The following is a 16,424-nucleotide window of genomic DNA, read 5'->3' on the forward strand; positions in this document are numbered from 1 at the left end:
ACTACCGGAAGACGGGCGCACCGGAGGAAGATACGTCGATCTGCTCGATCGCGCGATCGCCGAGGGCCGCCATCATCGAGGTGAGCACGACGGCTTTCCGTCGCGTCTCTTCAGCGTCGCCCCAGAGCACCTGGACCCCACTCGTGAGTCCCAGTGTCACGTCCTGCCCGCTCGACGCCACGACGGAGCCGACCTGAGCCCGGAGCTCGGCCGGCATGTCGCGCAGCACCCGGGCCGCAGCGGCGAACGCGTCCGAGGTCAGGTCGGTGATCCCGCCGGATGCGACGGGTACCCCTCCCACCGGCGCGTCCGCGGTCCCGAGCAGCACTCCCGCCGCGTCGTAGAGCACGAAGACGCCATCCTGCTCGATCGAGAGCACGGGGAGGCGCTCCTCGATCCGCACCGTGAGCGTGTCCGGCGGAATCAGCTCGATCGCGTAACGCTGGATCAGGGGGAAGGGCTCGAGTGCCCGGTGCACGTCGCCCTCGTTGACGAGCGCGAGGGGCACCCCGTCGAAGCGCGCCAGCGCCTGTTCGATGTCGGCGACGTTGACGCTCGTGGCACCGACGACCTGGACGTTCCGCACTGCCATCAGCGGGGTGAAGACCCCCGCGGCGACGAACACGACGAGCGCACCGACCGTGCCGAGCACGATGAACCAGTTGCGTCGGCGCCGCCGGGCCTCGACGGAGAACCGTCGGCGCTCGCGCCGCTCCTGCGCGCGGCGCTCCCGGCGCGCGGCGCGGACCCGGCGCTCCGCCAGTCGCACGGGATCAGGCTCGCGCTCGGAGCGGAGCCGCGCGAGGACCCCGCCCGACCGCCCGCCGGATCGCCCGTCCTCGGCCAGCTGCACGGTGTCGTAGGAATCCGACTCCGACTCCCGCGCGGCGCGCACCTCGCTGAGGTCGATGGTCTCGGCCTCGCCCGGAAGCGGGCTCGCCGGTGGTTCCGGATCGCTGGCACCGGATGCGGCGGCGCTCGGCGCAAAGGCTCCAGGCTCCGCGTCGTGCCACTCGGGTGGTCCCGAGTCCGCGGCGCGCGGCTCCCGCGGCGTCCGCTCCCAGAATCTCCGATCCCGGACCTTCCGTTCCCGGGCACCGGGGTGCTCGGGCTCAGGCGGCTCCTGAGCCCGGTCGAACCCGTTGGGGCGTTTCACTGACCCGCGGGCTCGAAGCGGTCGCGCAGCGCGGAGACGACCTGCGGGATGATCTGATACACCGTGCCGCAGCTCATGGTCACCATGACGTCACCGGGGCGCGCGAAGTCCGCGAGGTAGTCGGCTGCCCGCTGCCAGTCGTCCACGTACGCGACGCGCGAGGCGTCCTCGAAGTCGTTCGACACGAGCTCACCCGTGACGCCGGCGACCGGATCCTCCCGCGCACCGTCGACCGCGAGGACCACCGTGTGGTCGGCACCCCGCTCGAGCACCTCCGCGAACTCGCGGTGGAACAGACGCGTGCGGCTGAAGAGGTGCGGCTGATGGATCGCGATGAGGCGCCCCTCGCCGACCACGGCGCGCGCCGAGTCGAGCAGCGCCGCGACCTCGGTCGGGTGATGCGCGTAGTCGTCGTAGACCCGGACCCCTGCGACGTCGGCGTGGAACTCGAAGCGGCGCTTGGTGCCGCCGAACTGCGCGATCGCGGCGAGCGAAGCCGCGGCATCGAAGCCGAGCGCCGTCAGCACCGCCAGGGCGCCGACTGCGTTCACCGCGTTGTGGCGGCCGTAGACGCCGAGCTGAGCCTCGTACCGCTCCCCCGCGATCTCCGCTGCGAAGCGCACGGGGCCGGAGTCGTCGATGTCGACGAGCCGCACGTCGGCGTCCTCGGCTTCTCCGAACGTGCGGATCGCGACCGTGCTGCCGGTCTCACGGAGCGCCGCGAGCACCTCGAGCGCCCCGGGATCGTCGGCCGAGATCACGACCTGCTCGCGCGCCGCGCGCGCGAAGTCCACGAACGCCTGCATGAACGCCTCGCGCGAGCCGTAGAAGTCGAGGTGCTCGGGATCCACATTGGTGATGAGCGCCACGGCCGTGTCGTAGATGAGGAAGGACTTGTCGGATTCGTCGGCCTCGATCACAAACAGGTCGTCGGCGCCGGGTGCCGAGCTCACCCCCAGGGACTCGATGATCCCGCCGTTCACGAACGAGGGGTCGGCACCGAGACCGAGGAGGCCGGTGACGACCATGCCGGTGGAGGTGGTCTTGCCGTGCGCGCCCGCGACCGAGACCGTGCGCTTGCCGCGCGCGAGCCACGCCAGCGCCTGCGAGCGGTGCAGCACGGGCAGGCCCGTCGCGAGCGCGAGCTGGTACTCCGGATTGTCGGTCCAGAGCGCGCCCGTCACCACGAGCGCGGTGGCGTCGCCGACGTGGGCGGCGTCGTGCCCGATCGCGACCGGGATGCCGATCTCCTCGAGCGCGCGGGTCGAGTAGTTCGCACTGCGGTCGGAGCCCGTGACCGGCACGCCGGCCTGGTGCATCATGCGGGCGATCCCGCTCATGCCGGAGCCGCCGATGCCGACGAAGTGGACCCGTCCGAGGTGCTCCGGAACGTCCAGTTCGAGGTCGGGGTAGATCATCGGGGCTCCTTCTCGGTCATTGCTCGTCAAGGATAGCGCGCGGCACCTCGGAATCACGGACGCGGGCGGCCGCGCCGCGGGATGGGGGTCGCAGCGCCGCGGGTCGGTGGGCCCCGCGCCGCGGATCAGCGCGCGGCGCGCGCCTCGTGCACCAGGTCGAGCAGCCGCTCGGTGCCGTCGAGCGATCCCGCGCTCCGCGCGCGTCGGGACATCTCCGCGAGTCGCGCCTCGTCGCTGAGCAGCGGGATCAGCGTGCCGCGCACCCACTCCGGGGTCAGCGCCGCGTCCTCCACGAGGATCGCGCCCCCGGCGTCGACGACACTCGCGGCGTTGAAGCGCTGTTCGCCGTTGCCGTGCCCGTACGGCACCAGGATCGCCGGAACGCCGAGTCCCGCGAGTTCGCTCACCGTCGTCGATCCGGCGCGCGAGACGGCCAGGTCGCAGGCCGCAAAGGCCAGATCCATGCGGTCGCAATACGGGATCACGTGGTACCCGGCGACACCCGGATCCTCCACCTCCGTGAGTCCGCCCCAGACGTGCAGCACCTGCACCCCGGCACCGACGAGCTCGGCTGCGGCGCCGGAAATGCCCTGATTGATCGCACGAGCGCCGAGCGACCCCCCGGTCACGAGCAGGGTCGTGCGCTCGGGATCGAGCCCGAAGTGCTCCCGCGCCGACGTGCGAAGCGCAGCGCGGTCGAGGCCCGTGATCTCGGGCCGGAGCGGCATCCCGGTGACCCGTGCTCCGCGGATCGGGGTTCCGGGGAACGTGACGGCGACGTACTCGGTGCTCCGCGCGCCGAGTCGGTTCGCGAGGCCGGGTTTCGCGTTGGCCTCGTGGATCACGACCGGCACGCCCTCCGCCCGGGCCGCGCGGTAGGCCGGGGCCGCTGCGTACCCGCCGAAGCCGACGACGACGTCGATGCGCCGCTCGCGGATGCGCGCGCGGACCTCCCGCACCGCCCGGGCGAAGCGAGCCGGGAAGCGCAGGGCCGCGAGGTTCGGGCGACGCGGGAACGGCAGCCGCTCGATGAACGCGAGTTCGAAGCCCCGCTCGGGCACGAGCCGGGCCTCGAGCCCCTCCCGGGTGCCGAGCACCAGGATCTCAGCGTCCGGCTCCTCGGCGCGGATCAGGTCGGCGAGGGCGAGCAGCGGGTTGACGTGGCCCGCCGTGCCTCCGCCCGCCAGGAGATAGTTCGTCACCGTGCAGTCCTTCCGTCGGCGGCCGCGAGTTCGGCCTGGTAGTCGGAGCCGTCGCGGGCGATCGAGATGACCACCCCGAGCGCGAGCAGACAGGCGATCAGCGCCGTGCCGCCCGCGCTGATGAGCGGCAGCGGCACGCCGAGCACCGGCAGCACGCCGATCACGACCCCGATGTTCACGAAGGCCTGCCCGACGATCCAGACGAGGATGCCGCCCACCACGGCCTTGCCGAAGCGGTCGCGCGCGCGGGAGATCACCCGGAGCAGCACCGCCGCGAGGGCGATGAACAGGACGATCACGAGCAGCGCGCCGATCAGGCCGAGCTCCTCGCCGATGATCGCGAAGATGTAGTCGTTGTCGGCCGCGGGCAGCCAGGACCACTTGGCCTTGGATCCGCCGAGCCCCACCCCGAAGAGCCCGCCTCCGGCGAGCGCCCAGAGCCCGTGGAGGGGCTGCCAGCCGAGACCGCTGTAGTCGTCGTTGCCGGCCGCGTGGCCGAAGAGCCGAGCCATGCGGTTCGGGCTCGTGACCACGAAGAAGATGACGGCGAGCAGGCCGCCCAGGGCGACGACCCCGAGGGTCTTCCAGCTCACACCGCCGAAGTACATGGCCCCGAGCACCAGCGCGGCCATGATGAGCACGGTGCCGAGGTCGCGGCCGAGGAGCACGAGACCGAGCACGAGCACCGCACCGGGCACGACGACTGGCACGATCTCGTGCCGCATCTGCCCGAGGAGTGGCTCCTTCTTCAGCAGCACCGCGCCGATCCAGACGACCAGCGCGAGCTTCAGCGCCTCAGACGGCTGCGCGCCGAACCCGCCGATCTGGATCCAGTTCCGGTTGCCGTACACCTCGACTCCGAGGGGCGTGAACACGAGCAGCTGCAGCACGATGCCGAGGCCCAGCAGCGCCCACGACCAGCGCTTCCAGAACGACACGGGCATGGCGGCCGCCAGCAGCATGAGCGGCAGGCCGATGATCGCGAAGGTCGCCTGGCGCCAGAAGCCGCCGAAGAACCCCTGGTCGGCGACGTACGAGGTGATCGACGACGACGACAGCACCATGATGAGCCCGAACCCGACGAGCAGGAGGGTGATGGCGTACAGCGCCGCGACCGTGTGGTCGGACCCTGCCCGGAGCGCCGCCCCGAGCTGGATGCGCGATTGCCCGAGCGCGCCGCGCTCAGGCTCCGGCTGCCGCGGAGGGGTTGCCACCCGCGCCACCTCCGGGGAGTTGCTGCACGGCCGATTGGAAGCGGCGGCCGCGATCCGCGTAGTCGGTGAACTGGTCCATCGATGCGGCGGCCGGCGAGAGGAGCACGGTGTCGCCCGGGCGGGCGATGCGCGCGGCCGCTGCCACGGCCTCGTCCATCACGTCCGCGGGCGCCGCCTCGATCTCGATCACGGGACGCTCCCCCAGGTGGCGCGCCAGCGCGGCGACGACCTCGGCGCGATCGACGCCGATCACGATCGCCCCGCGGAGTCGATCCGCGTGGGTGCGCACGAGCTCGTCGATGTCGACACCCTTCAGGAGCCCGCCCACGATCCAGACGACGTCGCGCATCGCACGCAGGGACGCGTCGGCGGCGTGCGCGTTCGTCGCCTTCGAGTCGTCGATGTAGTGGACGCCGCCGACCTCGCCCACGCGCTGGGCGCGGTGCGGATCCGGGGTGAAGGTCAGGATCGCCCGCGCGACCGCGTCGGGCGCGACACCACGAGCGCGCGCGAGAGCGCTCGCGGCGAGCACGTTCTGCACCATATGCGGCGCCGCGAGGTCACGGTCGCGCAGCTCGTCGACCGTCACGAGCTCGTAGGCCTCGCTGCGACGCCCCTCGTGGAAACCGCGGTCGACGAGGATGCCCTCGACGACCCCGAAGCCGCTCGGGGGCGGGGTGTCGAGCCCGAAGCTGATGGCCCGGGCGCCCTCGACGACGTCCGCCTCCTCCACCATGCGCTCGGTCGCCGCGTCGGCCCGGTTGTAGACGCACGCCACCTGGGTGTGCTCGTAGACCTTCGCCTTGGCCCGGCGGTAGGCGTCGGCGCTGCCGTGCCAGTCGAGGTGGTCGTCGGCGATGTTGAGGCAGACGCTCGCGTAGGGCGAGATCTCGCCGAGGCGCTCGAGCTGGAAGCTCGACAGCTCGACCACGATCGTGTCGTAGCCCTGCGGATCGCGCAGCGCATCGAGGATCGGGATCCCGATGTTGCCGGCCGGGGTCGCACGGAGCCCGCCCGCGACGAGCATGTGCGCCGTCAGCTGCGTGGTCGTCGTCTTCCCGTTGGTGCCCGTGATGCAGATCCAGTCCGCGATGCGCGGGGTCTTGTCCCGCAGCCGCCAGCCGAGCTCGATATCCCCCCAGACGACGATGCCCTCCGCGATCGCCCACGCGGTGAGCGGGTGATCCGGGCGGTAGCCGGGCGACACGACGACGAGCTCCGGATCGAACACCCGCAGGTCGGTGAGCTGTCCGGCGGTGTCCTCGTCGCAGTAGCGCTCCGAGCCGATGACATCGAGCAGGTGCTCGCGATCGGGATCGGGCGCGCCCGCGATCACCCGGACCCGGGCGCCGAGCTCGACCAGGGTGTCGGCGACGGAGAACCCCGTCACCCCGAGCCCGAGCACCGCGACCCGGAGGTCCGTCCAGTCGTGGTGCCAACTCGTCAGCGCCAGTACCCGGTCCCGCGTCGTACCCACGTCGTCTCCCATCAGTTCTGCAGCAGCCATTCGCCGTAGAAGGCGCCGACCCCGGCGATCACGAACAGCGCCGCGATGATCCAGAACCGTACGACCACGGTCACCTCGGCCCACCCCTTGAGCTCGAAGTGGTGGTGGATCGGGCTCATGAGGAAGATGCGTTTGCCGCGAGTCACCTTGAAGTACGCGCGCTGCAGGATGACCGATCCCGACTCGATGATGAACAGGCCGCCGAGCAGGATGAGCAGGAGCTCCGTCTGCGTCAGAATCGCGAACGCCGCGATCGCACCGCCGAGGCCGAGCGAGCCCGTGTCGCCCATGTACACCTGGGCGGGGCTCGTGTTCCACCACAGGAAGCCGCCGAGACCGCCGAGGAACGCCGCCGCGACGACCGCGAGGTCCATCGGATCGCGCACCAGGTAGCAGCCGGCCTCGTAGGCCGTGTGGAAGCAGCTCTGCGAGGCCTGCCAGAACCCGATGATCAGGTAGGCGCCGAAGACGAGGATCGACGCGCCCCCCGCGAGCCCGTCGAGGCCGTCGGTCACGTTCACCGAGTTCGTGGTCGCGACGACGATGAAGATGATCCAGAGCACGAAGAGGCTGAACCCGAGGATCGCGCCGAGCGACATGAAATCGAACGGGAGATCGCGGAACAGCGAGACGTGCGTCGATGCGGGGGTGACCCCCTGCTCGTTCGGGAACCGCAGGGCGAGCACCGCGAAGACGATCGCGATGAGCACCTGGCCGGTGATCTTCGCCCAGCCGCCCAGCCCGAGCGACTGCTGCTTGCGGGTCTTCAGGAAGTCGTCGATGAACCCGACGGCACCGGCGCCGACGGCCATGAGGATCACCAGCAGCGCGGACGGCGTGGGGGTCTCGCCCATGATCGTCTTGCCGAGGAAGTAGGCGATCACGGCGCCCGAGATGAAGATCAGTCCGCCCATGGTGGGCGTGCCGCGCTTCGCGAAGTGCGACTCGGGGCCGTCCTCACGGATGAACTGGCCCCAGTGGAGCTTGCGGAAGCCCCGCACGAACAGCGGTGTGAGCAGCAGCGAGTAGAGCAGCGAAAAACCACCCGCGATGAGCAGTGAGATCATGCGAAGGCCTCTCCCAGTCGATCGCCGAGCAGGCGCAGGCCCGCGGCGTTCGACGATTTCACGAGTACGGTGTCGTTCGGCTGCAGCGTGCGCACGAGGTGGTCGAACGCGGCGTCCTGCTCCTCGAAGAAGACGCTCTCCCCGTCCCAGGAGCCCTCATTGATCGCGCTGATGTGGAGGTTGCGGGCCTCCTGCCCGACGACGACGAGTTCGGAGATGCCGAGACGGACCGCCTGCAGCCCGATCCGGCGGTGCTCCTCGATCGAGTACTCGCCCAGCTCGCTCATCGCGCCGAGCACGGCAACGGTGCGCGCGCCCGGTCGAGCGATCTGCGCCAGGGTTCGCAGCCCCGCCGCCATGGAATCAGGGCTCGCGTTGTAGGCGTCGTTCACAACGGTGATGCCGTCGCGGCCGCCCATCACCTCCATGCGCCAGCGCGCCGCGCGAGTGGCGCCCTCGAGCGCCTCCACGATCTGCTCCAGCGTCAGCCCGAGCTCGCTCCCGACCGCGGCGGCGGCGAGGGCGTTGGTCACGTGGTGCTCGCCGAGCACCCGGAAGACGACGGGGCGCGACGCGTCGCCGATGTGCAGCGTGAATCGTGTGCCCGACGCATCCGAGTCGATGCCGCTCGCGCGCACCTCGGCCTCCGGATGCTGCCCGAACCACCGCACCCGGGCGGCCGTGAGCTCGGCCATGCGGGTGACGTAGGGATCGTCGCGGTTCAGCACGGCCACGGCGTCGTTCGGCAGATCCCGCACCATTTCGCTCTTGGTGCGGAACGTCGTCTCGATCCCGCCGAACTCACCGGCGTGCGCGAGCCCCACGGTCAGCACGACCCCGATCGCGGGCGGCGCCATCGCGGTCAGCCGGGCGATCTCCCCCTCCGCGCTCGCGCCCATCTCGGCGACGAGCGTCCGGGTGCCCGCGTCGACGCGGAGCATGGTGAGCGGGCCGCCGACCTCGTTGTTGAAGGACTTCTCGGAGGCGACGCTCGCCCCCCGGCGCTCCGCCATCGCGGCGACGAGATTCTTGGTGGTGGTCTTGCCGTTCGATCCCGTGATGCCGACGATCGTGAGCTCGCCGCCCGCGCGCACGCGACGCACGACCTCGGTCGCGAGGCGCCCGAGTGCGATCGTCGACTCGGCGACCACGATCTGCGGCACCCGGTCGTCGGCCTCCTGCTCGACGACCAGGAGCGCGGCGCCCGCGTCGACGGCGGATCCGGCGAAGCGGTGCCCATCGGTCTCCTCGCCGCGCCGGGCGAAGAAGATCTGGCCGGGGGCGACCTCGCGAGAATCGGTCTGCGAGATGCCGCGGACCACCGTCGCGGAGGTGGCACCGCTGCTGCCGACGACGAGGCGGCCGTCGACGGCCTCCGCGATCTCGGCGAGCGTCAGTTCAATCACGGGAGCAATCCTGCCTCGCGGAGGGCCCCGCGCACTTCGTCACGCGCCGAGTACGGGAGAAACTCCCCGGCGACTTCCTGATGGTCCTCGTGACCGGGACCGGCATACAGGATAACGTCCCCGGGTTCGGCGCGCGAAATGGCGAGGCGAATCGCCCGGCGCGGATCCGCCTCCTCCAGCACCTCGGCTCGCCCTTCCGAGCGCGCGCCGGCCAGCAGCTGTGCCCGGATCGCCTCCGGGGGCTCGGAGCGGGGGTGGTAGTCGCAGATGATCACGGTGTCGGCGCCGGCCGCCGCGATGCGGCCCATCTCCTCGCGTTTGGTGGTGTCCCGGTCGCCGTCCGCGCCGAACATGAAGATGATCCGGCCGGGAGCGACCTCGCCGAGTGCGTCGAGCATGGCCTCGAAACTGCCCGGGGTGTGCCCGTAGTCCACGTAGAAGCGGGGCCCCTCGCCGCCCGCCGAGATCTCCTCGAGCCGCCCGGGGATGTACACCGGGATCAGTCCCTGCTCGAGTCCCGACGACACCTGCGCGAGCGGGATGCCCGCCTCGTGCAGCATGATGAGGGCGAGCGCGGCGTTCTCAGCCATGAAGCGCCCGAACACGGGCACCCGGCCGCGGAAGCTGGCGCCCTCGGGGCCCTGCAGCACAAACGACACCCCGTCGAGGGTCTGGTGGGTGATCGCGAGGTACCAGTCGGCCTCCTGCCCGTACTCGGTCGCGAGCCGGGTGACCGGGATCCGCGACTCGCGCGCGATCCGCTGGCCGTAGGGCGAGTCGACCACCACGACCCCCCGCTCCGCGTGCTCCGGGGTGAAGAGCTGCAGCTTCGCGGCGAAGTACGTCTCGAGGTCGCCGAACTCGTCGAGGTGATCCTGGGAGAAGTTGTTGAAGGCGACCACGTCGAAGTGCACGCCGTCGAGGCGGTGGCGGACCACGGCCTGCGCCGACACCTCGATCGCCACCCCGCCGACCCCGGCCTCGGCCATGCGTGCGAGCAGGCCGTGGAGCTCGGAGGCCTCGGGGCTCGTCAGGTTGCTCGGAACGACCTCGTCGCCGAGGCGCCGCTCGGCGGTCGAGCTGAGCCCGGCGGTGATCCCGGCGGCCCGCAGCAGCTCCGCGAGCAGGTAGACGACGCTCGTCTTGCCGTTCGTGCCGGTGACGCCGAAGAGCTTCGCCGACACCGCATCGGTGCCGTACACGGCCGCGGCGACCTCGCCGAGGATCGTGCGCGGGTGCGCCTCGGAGACGAGCACCGGCAGCTCCGACCCGACCTGCGCGGCCCGCTCCGCCCCGTCGGCGTCCGTGAGCATGGCGACGGCGCCGCGATCGGCGGCCTGCCGCGCGAAGTCGGCACCGTGCCGCTTCGCGCCCGGCATGCCGATGTAGAGGTCGCCTGGGCGCACATCACGGGAGTCGAGCGACACGCCGGTCGCTCGGACCTCGGACAGGTCGCCGAACACGCCCAGCGGGAATCGCCCGACGAGCGAGTCCAGTGCGACTGGGCTCGGATCCTGGGGACGAATGCTCAGCGCATCTCCGGTACTCACGTGTGTCTGCCTCCTGCGGCTGTCGAATCAGTATTCCGTCGGGGACGGCGCGAACTCCCCCGTGGACGGTGGGATGTGGAACGTCCGGATCGTGGCCTCGGCGGCGTCACGGAATGCCGTGATCGCGGCCATGCTGCCGTCGCCCGCCGACGCGAACGCAATCGATGCTACCGCGACATACTGCGGGTCATCGGCCGGGAAGATCCCCGCGAAGCTGTTGACGTAGTCGCTGCGGTACAGCCCCGTGTTCGGATCGACCTGCTCGGCCGTACCGGTCTTGCCCGCGATGCGGTAGCCGGGGATCGACGCGAACTCGTTGTACCAGCCTTGGTCTACGACCGTCTCGAGCATCTGCATCACTGTCGCCGCCGACTCCGCGGTGACGGCCTGCACGGGATCGCCGTGCTCGAGCACCTGCTCGGTGCCGTCGATGCCGATGCACGCCCGAACGACACTCGGCGGCACCCGGGTGCCGCCGTTCGCGATCGCTTGGTAGACCCCCGCCGTCTGCACGATGGTCGAGGAGAGCCCCTGGCCGAACATGGTGTTGTAGGCCGTCTGCCGGTCCCAGTTCTCGACCGGGATGAGCATGCCGGAATCCTCGACGGGGAGGCCTGCCTGGGTGGCCTCGCCGATCCCGAACTTGCGCAGGTAGTCGTAGCGCACCTCGGCCGGCAGCTGATTGCCGAGCATGGCGGTGCCGACGTTCGAGGACTGGGTCAGGATGCCCGCGAGCGTCCACTGCATCACCGGGTGCGAGAACGAGTCCCCGAAGCGGACGCCGGGTTCCGGCTCCAGGTAGTCGGGCGTCGCGTTCGGAGTCTCGGGGGTGGCGAGACCCTGGTCGACGAGCGCGGCCGCCGTGATCGCTTTGAACGTGGAGCCCGGTTCGTAGGGGGCGACGAACGAGCGCGCCTCGCGCTTTGCCGGGTCCGATGCGTCGACGTCGTTCGGATCGACGGAGCCGTCCTCGGCCACCGCCACGAGCTCGCCGGTTTGCACGTCCATCACGACGAGCAGCCCCCACTCGGCGGAGACTTTCTGCACCTGCTCGTTGATCGCCTGCTGCGCCTGCCACTGCAGGTCGCGGTCGATCGTGAGCTCGACCGTGCCGCCGTCGACCGCCTTCTGCGTGACGACGACACTGCCGGGGAGCGCGACGCCGTCGGCGCTGCGCTCGTAGCTCTCGGAGCCGTCGACCCCGGTGAGGCACGCGTCCTGCGACACCTCCACCCCCGACTGCGGCACGTCCTCGAAGCCCGAGAACCCGATGATGTTGCCGGCGACGGCGCCGTTCGGGTAGCTCCGGCTGTGGTGGCTCTCGAAGGTCAGCCACGGAATGGAGAGCGACTTCAGCCGGTTCATCACGGTGAGGTCGACCGAGCGGATCACGTACGCGAAGTCGGACTTGGCGTTCTCCGCGAGCGCGTCGTCGACGATCCCCTGGATCTCCGCCGCGCTCTGCCCCGTGATCTCCGCGATCTCGGCGAACGCCTCCTGCGCCGTCACCTCGACCGTGCCGACGCCGCCGTCGGGATCGGGGCGCCAGAACTTCCCGCCGTTGAGCTTCGTGTTCTTCGGCGAGAGCTGCACGTCGTACCGCGCGTCGGTCGTCGCCAGGATCTCGCCGTTGCGATCCACCACGTCGCCCCGCATGCTCGGGATCACCACGGGCACCGCGCGCTTATCGGTCGCGTCCTCGTTCAGCGCGGCGGCCGAGACCAGCTGCACGTCGACGAGACGCACGAAAAAGACGACCGCGGCGATCACGACGAGACCGAACGCCAGGACCCGGCGGAGCCGTGAGGTGCGCTGTGTCAACTTCCCACTCTCCCCTTCTGGCCGTTCCTAGTGCGTGACCGGAGCCGGCAGTTTGCCCTCCCACCGTACCGGCGCGGCGGCGGTCTCTGCCGCAGCGACTCCGGCCAGTCCCGCATTCCGGGACACGAGCAGTCCGGCCTCGTCCACGACGGGCATGGACTCAAGGGTCGAGTTCGGCACGAGATTGCCCTGCACCTCGGTCGTCACGGATTCGAGGGTGCCGAGCACGGCGCCGTCGCTGAGGCGCAGGGTCGCGGGGCGCACGTTCTGCACCATGCCGAGCTGAGCCGCATTCTCGGCCAGGTTCTGGGGCGACGCCAGCTTGTCGACGTTCTGCGAGAGCAGTCGCTCGACGCGGCCGAGGTCGCGCTGCTCGATCTCGAGGGCGCGCACCTCGTAGGCGCCCTGCGAGATCGCGATGCTCAGCCCGAGCTGGGCCGCGAGGATCGTGAGCACGATCCCGACCGAGACGAGCGCGCCGACGAGCGGACTGAAGCCCGGGCGTCGCTGCGGTGCCGCGGCGGGGCGGAGGTGCCGCTCCCGCGTGGGTGCAACGGGGGCCGGCTCCACCGGACGCAGGATCTGGGCGCGGTCGAACTCGAGTGGAACCGTGTTGCTCATTGCACTTCCCTGACTCGTTCGGCGGCGCGGAGCCGCACGGGAATGGCACGCGGATTGCGAGCGCGTTCGGCCTCGTCCGCGAGTTCGGCACCCCGGGTCAGCAGCGTGAACTCGGGGCGATGCTGGGGGAGTTCGACCGGCAGCCCGGCCGGGGCGGTGGATCGCGAGCGCGCGACGAGCTCGCGCTTGACCAGCCGGTCCTCGAGCGACTGGTAGGCCATGATCACGGCGCGGCCGCCGAGTCCAATGAGATCGAGTGCCGCGGGGATGGCGCGCTCGAGCACGGCCAGCTCCTGGTTGACCTCGATCCGGAGGGCCTGGAAGACCCGCTTCGCCGGGTGGCGCTGGTCGCGCACCGCCGCGGGCGTCGCCGCCTGCAGAATGTCGACGAGCTGTCCGCTGCGCAGGATCGCCGCCTCGGCACGGGCCGCGATGATGGCCCGGGCGTAGCGCGCGGCCAGAGGCTCCTCGCCGTAGCGCTCGAAGATGGCGCGGAGCCGCCCCTCCGGCGCGGTGGCCAAGACCTCCGCGGCGGTCTCGCCACGGTGCTGATCCATGCGCATGTCGAGGGGCGCGTCCTGGGCGTAGGCGAACCCGCGCTCGGCCTCATCGAGCTGGAGCGACGAGACGCCCAGGTCGAAGAGCACCCCGTCGATCCGCGCGAAGCCGGCGCCGCGGACGGCGTCGCCGATCTCGTCGTAGACCGCGTGGACGAGGATCGCGCGGTCGCCGAATCGTGCGAGGCGGGCACCGGCGAGCGCGAGCGCCTCCGTGTCCCGGTCGAGCCCGATCAGGGTCAGCTCGGGGAAGGCGTCGAGCAGGGCCTCGCTGTGCCCGCCCATGCCGAGGGTCGCGTCGACGACGACCGCTCCCGGGCGGGACGCGGCGGGCGCGAGGAGTTCGATGCAGCGGTCGAGGAGGACGGGGGTGTGGAGCGCGCTCGGGTCGCGGGATTCGTACTGAGTCATGGGATCCGGGCTAGAACATGCCCGGGATCACCTCCTCCTCGATGTCGGAGAACGCCGACTCCTGCGCGGTCAGGTAGGTCTGCCAGGCCTCCGCGTCCCAGATCTCGGCGCGGGACCCGGCCCCGATGACCGCCAGCTCACGGTCGAGACCCGCGTATTCGCGGAGTCCGGTCGGGATCGTGACGCGGTGCTGCTTGTCGGGGTGCTCCGGGTGGGCGCCGGAGAGGAAGACGCGGAGGTAGTCGCGTGCCTGCTTCGAGGTGACGGGGGCCTGGCGGATGCGCTCGTGCATGGATGCGAACTCCTGCTCGCTGAAGACGTAGAGGCAGCGCTCCTGGCCCCGAGTGATCACCAATCCGTCGGCGAGCTCGTCTCGGAACTTCGCGGGGAGGATGAGCCGGCCCTTGTCGTCGAGGCGCGGAGTGAAGGTCCCCAAGAACATGGCACCGCTCCTCTCCGCACTCGAACTGAGTCCCCAGAGTACTCCACTTTCCTCCACTCCACTGGTTTTCCACTCCACTTTCTCGCCGAGTTCACCCAGTCGGTTGAAAACACGCGGAAGTTAAGGGCCTCGGCACCGATCCGCACCTCGACGTTTCGCCACCCTTGGGCGCGTCACGATCGAAGATCAGCCCCGGATCCGGGCGATTATCGTCAATCGTGGAGCAAAGTGGAGGTTCTGGGGCCCACGTCGACTCGATACGCTCCGAGCCGCCCCCGACACGCCCCGCTCCGCTCAGCTACGCCCGGACTCGCCCCTCGACGCCCCCGACACAGAGATCCGCCTTCCTGCTGACCTCAGGAACGGATCAGCTCAGCAGAAGTGCAGAACTCTGCATGAACGCACACGAAGGGGGTGGCTGCAGACCGAGGCAACCGAGACGCAAAAAAGGGACCGCGGCCGAGTGGCCACGATCCCTCAGATCGGTTGCGGGTGCTGCGCCCTAGCGCTCACCCTCCATGCGCTCGTCCCAACGGCGCTCCATACGCTCGCTGAACGACTCGCGCGACCCCTGGGGGGTCGATGATGACGGCTCCTGCTCGGGGATCGCCTCGGACTCCGAACCGCGGGCGAGCATCAGCATGACGCCGCCCAGCATGATCGCGAAGCCGATCAGCCCCAGCCACAGCAGCTGCGCGGCAACGCCGCCGATCAGCACGCCGATGCCGACGATCGCGACGATGATGCCGAGCACCAGCGAGCGGTAGTTCACCCGACGCGACGTCGTCGATGCGGTCTGCAGGACGTCGGCTTCGCTGCGGTAGAACCCGCGTTCCATCTCGTCCAGCAGCCGTTGTTCGTGCTCTGACAGAGCCATGGCACACCCTCCTGGCGATGTTGGAAACTGTTTTCGATCAGTCTACGCGCCACGGCCGCGGCTAGGCTAGTCGCGTGCACGAAACGACACGACTCGCAGGGCTTATTCAGGAGCGGATCTCCGACACCCTCGCGGACCACCGCCGCGATCTCGAGGCCCTCGGCCGCGACGCGGAGCCGTTCCTCGACGAGGCCTTCGGGTTCCTCTCCGGGGGCAAGCGATTCCGCGCCCAGTTCGCGTCGCTGGGCTACCGGTCCGTGCGCCCACTCGACCTCTCCGGCGACATCTCCGAGGAGTTCGGTGCGATGCTCGACGTCGCGTGCGCACTGGAACTCTTCCACGCGGCAGCGCTCATCCACGACGACGTGATCGACCGCTCGGACACGCGCCGCGGCCGTCCGTCGGCGCACCGCCTCTTCGCTTCGATGCACCATCAGCGCGGCTGGCGGGGATCCGCCGATCACTTCGGCCTGGCCGGCGCGATCCTGCTCGGCGACCTGCTCCAGTCGTGGGCCGATGAGCTCATGCAGTCCGCGTGCGACGCCACGGCGGACCGAGCGGCGGCCCGGAACGCCCGCGCCCACTTCAACCGCATGCGCAGCGAGGTGGCACTCGGCCAATACCTCGACGTGCTCGAGGAGCAGCAGCCCGTCTTCGCCGAGCACGCCGAGCAGCTCGAGCGCTCCACGCGCATCCTCGTCTTCAAGTCCGCGAAGTACAGCGTGGAGGCGCCCCTCCTCATCGGGGCGGCGCTCGCGGGCGCGAGTGCCTCGCAGGAGCGGGCGCTCGCCGACTTCGGTCTGCCGGTCGGCGTGGCCTTCCAGCTCCGGGACGACCTGCTCGGGGTCTTCGGAATCGAGGACCTCACCGGCAAGCCGACCGGAGACGACCTCATCGAGGGCAAGCGAACGGTGCTCGTCGCACTCACCCGCGAGAACCTCCCGACGACGCAGCGCCGCATCTTCGACGATCTGCTCGGCAGCGACCTCGACCCGGAGCAGGTGACGATCCTGCAGGGCACGATCCGCGAGAGCGGTGCCGTGGAGCAGGTCGAGGCCATGATCACCCGAAACGTGCAGCGGTCCGAGCGCGCGCTCGGCGGCGCGCAGCTCCGCCCGGAGGCAGTCGACGCCCTCACTCGACTGGCGGAGCGCGCCGCCCGGCGCGACGCCTGA

At 70.6% G+C, this 16,424-nt stretch carries 14 protein-coding genes; 1 reads left to right on the plus strand and 13 read right to left on the minus strand.

Annotated features, from left to right (window positions below; genetic code table 11):
- Window position 1 precedes the first annotated feature (1 nt).
- From MUN76_RS03770 to MUN76_RS03830, 13 genes are all read right to left on the minus strand, one after another.
- Window positions 2-1,156, minus strand: a complete 1,155-nt coding sequence (locus tag MUN76_RS03770) for a cell division protein FtsQ/DivIB (RefSeq protein WP_244687277.1) — start codon at window positions 1,154-1,156, stop codon at window positions 2-4.
- Window positions 1,153-2,574 (minus strand): UDP-N-acetylmuramate--L-alanine ligase, encoded by a 1,422-nt coding sequence (gene murC, locus MUN76_RS03775; protein ID WP_244687279.1) that lies wholly within the window; start codon window positions 2,572-2,574, stop codon window positions 1,153-1,155. The genes MUN76_RS03770 and murC overlap by 4 nt, the downstream gene beginning before the upstream one ends.
- Window positions 2,575-2,699: 125 nt before the next feature.
- On the minus strand, window positions 2,700-3,776 hold the full coding sequence (locus MUN76_RS03780; RefSeq protein ID WP_244687281.1) for a UDP-N-acetylglucosamine--N-acetylmuramyl-(pentapeptide) pyrophosphoryl-undecaprenol N-acetylglucosamine transferase: 1,077 nt from the start codon (window positions 3,774-3,776) through the stop codon (window positions 2,700-2,702).
- The gene (locus MUN76_RS03785) at window positions 3,773-4,990 is read right to left on the minus strand and encodes an FtsW/RodA/SpoVE family cell cycle protein (RefSeq protein WP_244687283.1); all 1,218 of its coding nucleotides are present in this window, start codon (window positions 4,988-4,990) and stop codon (window positions 3,773-3,775) included. The genes MUN76_RS03780 and MUN76_RS03785 overlap by 4 nt, the downstream gene beginning before the upstream one ends.
- Window positions 4,959-6,497 carry a UDP-N-acetylmuramoyl-L-alanine--D-glutamate ligase gene (gene murD, locus MUN76_RS03790; RefSeq protein ID WP_244687285.1) on the minus strand — a complete coding sequence of 513 codons (1,539 nt, stop codon included), beginning with the start codon at window positions 6,495-6,497 and terminating at the stop codon, window positions 4,959-4,961. The genes MUN76_RS03785 and murD overlap by 32 nt, the downstream gene beginning before the upstream one ends.
- Complete coding sequence (gene mraY / locus MUN76_RS03795; protein ID WP_244687287.1) at window positions 6,479-7,564, minus strand: phospho-N-acetylmuramoyl-pentapeptide-transferase; 1,086 nt, start codon at window positions 7,562-7,564, stop codon at window positions 6,479-6,481. The genes murD and mraY overlap by 19 nt, the downstream gene beginning before the upstream one ends.
- A complete protein-coding gene (locus MUN76_RS03800; protein WP_244687289.1) occupies window positions 7,561-8,970 on the minus strand; it encodes a UDP-N-acetylmuramoyl-tripeptide--D-alanyl-D-alanine ligase in 1,410 nt (469 codons plus the stop codon). Before MUN76_RS03800 ends, mraY begins: the two co-directional genes overlap by 4 nt.
- Window positions 8,967-10,520, minus strand: coding sequence for a Mur ligase family protein (locus tag MUN76_RS03805; protein ID WP_244687291.1), 1,554 nt, complete (start codon window positions 10,518-10,520; stop codon window positions 8,967-8,969). The genes MUN76_RS03800 and MUN76_RS03805 overlap by 4 nt, the downstream gene beginning before the upstream one ends.
- A 27-nt stretch (window positions 10,521-10,547) precedes the next feature.
- Window positions 10,548-12,341: a peptidoglycan D,D-transpeptidase FtsI family protein gene (locus MUN76_RS03810; RefSeq protein WP_244687293.1), complete on the minus strand. Its 1,794-nt coding sequence runs from the start codon at window positions 12,339-12,341 to the stop codon at window positions 10,548-10,550.
- A gap of 27 nt (window positions 12,342-12,368) precedes the next feature.
- On the minus strand, window positions 12,369-12,962 hold the full coding sequence (gene ftsL / locus MUN76_RS03815) for a cell division protein FtsL (protein ID WP_244687295.1): 594 nt from the start codon (window positions 12,960-12,962) through the stop codon (window positions 12,369-12,371).
- Window positions 12,959-13,930, minus strand: coding sequence for a 16S rRNA (cytosine(1402)-N(4))-methyltransferase RsmH (gene rsmH / locus MUN76_RS03820; protein ID WP_244687297.1), 972 nt, complete (start codon window positions 13,928-13,930; stop codon window positions 12,959-12,961). The genes ftsL and rsmH overlap by 4 nt, the downstream gene beginning before the upstream one ends.
- A 10-nt stretch (window positions 13,931-13,940) precedes the next feature.
- Window positions 13,941-14,372: a division/cell wall cluster transcriptional repressor MraZ gene (gene mraZ, locus MUN76_RS03825; RefSeq protein ID WP_244687298.1), complete on the minus strand. Its 432-nt coding sequence runs from the start codon at window positions 14,370-14,372 to the stop codon at window positions 13,941-13,943.
- A gap of 502 nt (window positions 14,373-14,874) precedes the next feature.
- Window positions 14,875-15,249: a DUF3040 domain-containing protein gene (locus tag MUN76_RS03830; protein ID WP_244687300.1), complete on the minus strand. Its 375-nt coding sequence runs from the start codon at window positions 15,247-15,249 to the stop codon at window positions 14,875-14,877.
- Window positions 15,250-15,323: 74 nt separating this feature from the next.
- On the opposite strand from MUN76_RS03830, the gene MUN76_RS03835 reads away from it, so the two are divergent.
- Window positions 15,324-16,424, plus strand: coding sequence for a polyprenyl synthetase family protein (locus MUN76_RS03835; RefSeq protein ID WP_244687302.1), 1,101 nt, complete (start codon window positions 15,324-15,326; stop codon window positions 16,422-16,424).

The sequence above is a fragment of the Leucobacter rhizosphaerae genome, assembly GCF_022919175.1.
Lineage (GTDB): Bacteria > Actinomycetota > Actinomycetes > Actinomycetales > Microbacteriaceae > Leucobacter > Leucobacter rhizosphaerae.

Bases quoted from the DNA above. Each gene is read 5' to 3' on its own strand.
- murC (WP_244687279.1), bottom strand. From the start codon at position 2,574: ATGATCTACCCCGACCTCGAACTGGACGTTCCGGAGCACCTCGGACGG.
- murD (WP_244687285.1), bottom strand. From the start codon at position 6,497: ATGGCTGCTGCAGAACTGATGGGAGACGACGTGGGTACGACGCGGGAC.
- mraY (WP_244687287.1), bottom strand. From the start codon at position 7,564: ATGATCTCACTGCTCATCGCGGGTGGTTTTTCGCTGCTCTACTCGCTG.
- ftsL (WP_244687295.1), bottom strand. From the start codon at position 12,962: ATGAGCAACACGGTTCCACTCGAGTTCGACCGCGCCCAGATCCTGCGT.
- rsmH (WP_244687297.1), bottom strand. From the start codon at position 13,930: ATGACTCAGTACGAATCCCGCGACCCGAGCGCGCTCCACACCCCCGTC.
- mraZ (WP_244687298.1), bottom strand. From the start codon at position 14,372: ATGTTCTTGGGGACCTTCACTCCGCGCCTCGACGACAAGGGCCGGCTC.
- MUN76_RS03830 (WP_244687300.1), bottom strand. From the start codon at position 15,249: ATGGCTCTGTCAGAGCACGAACAACGGCTGCTGGACGAGATGGAACGC.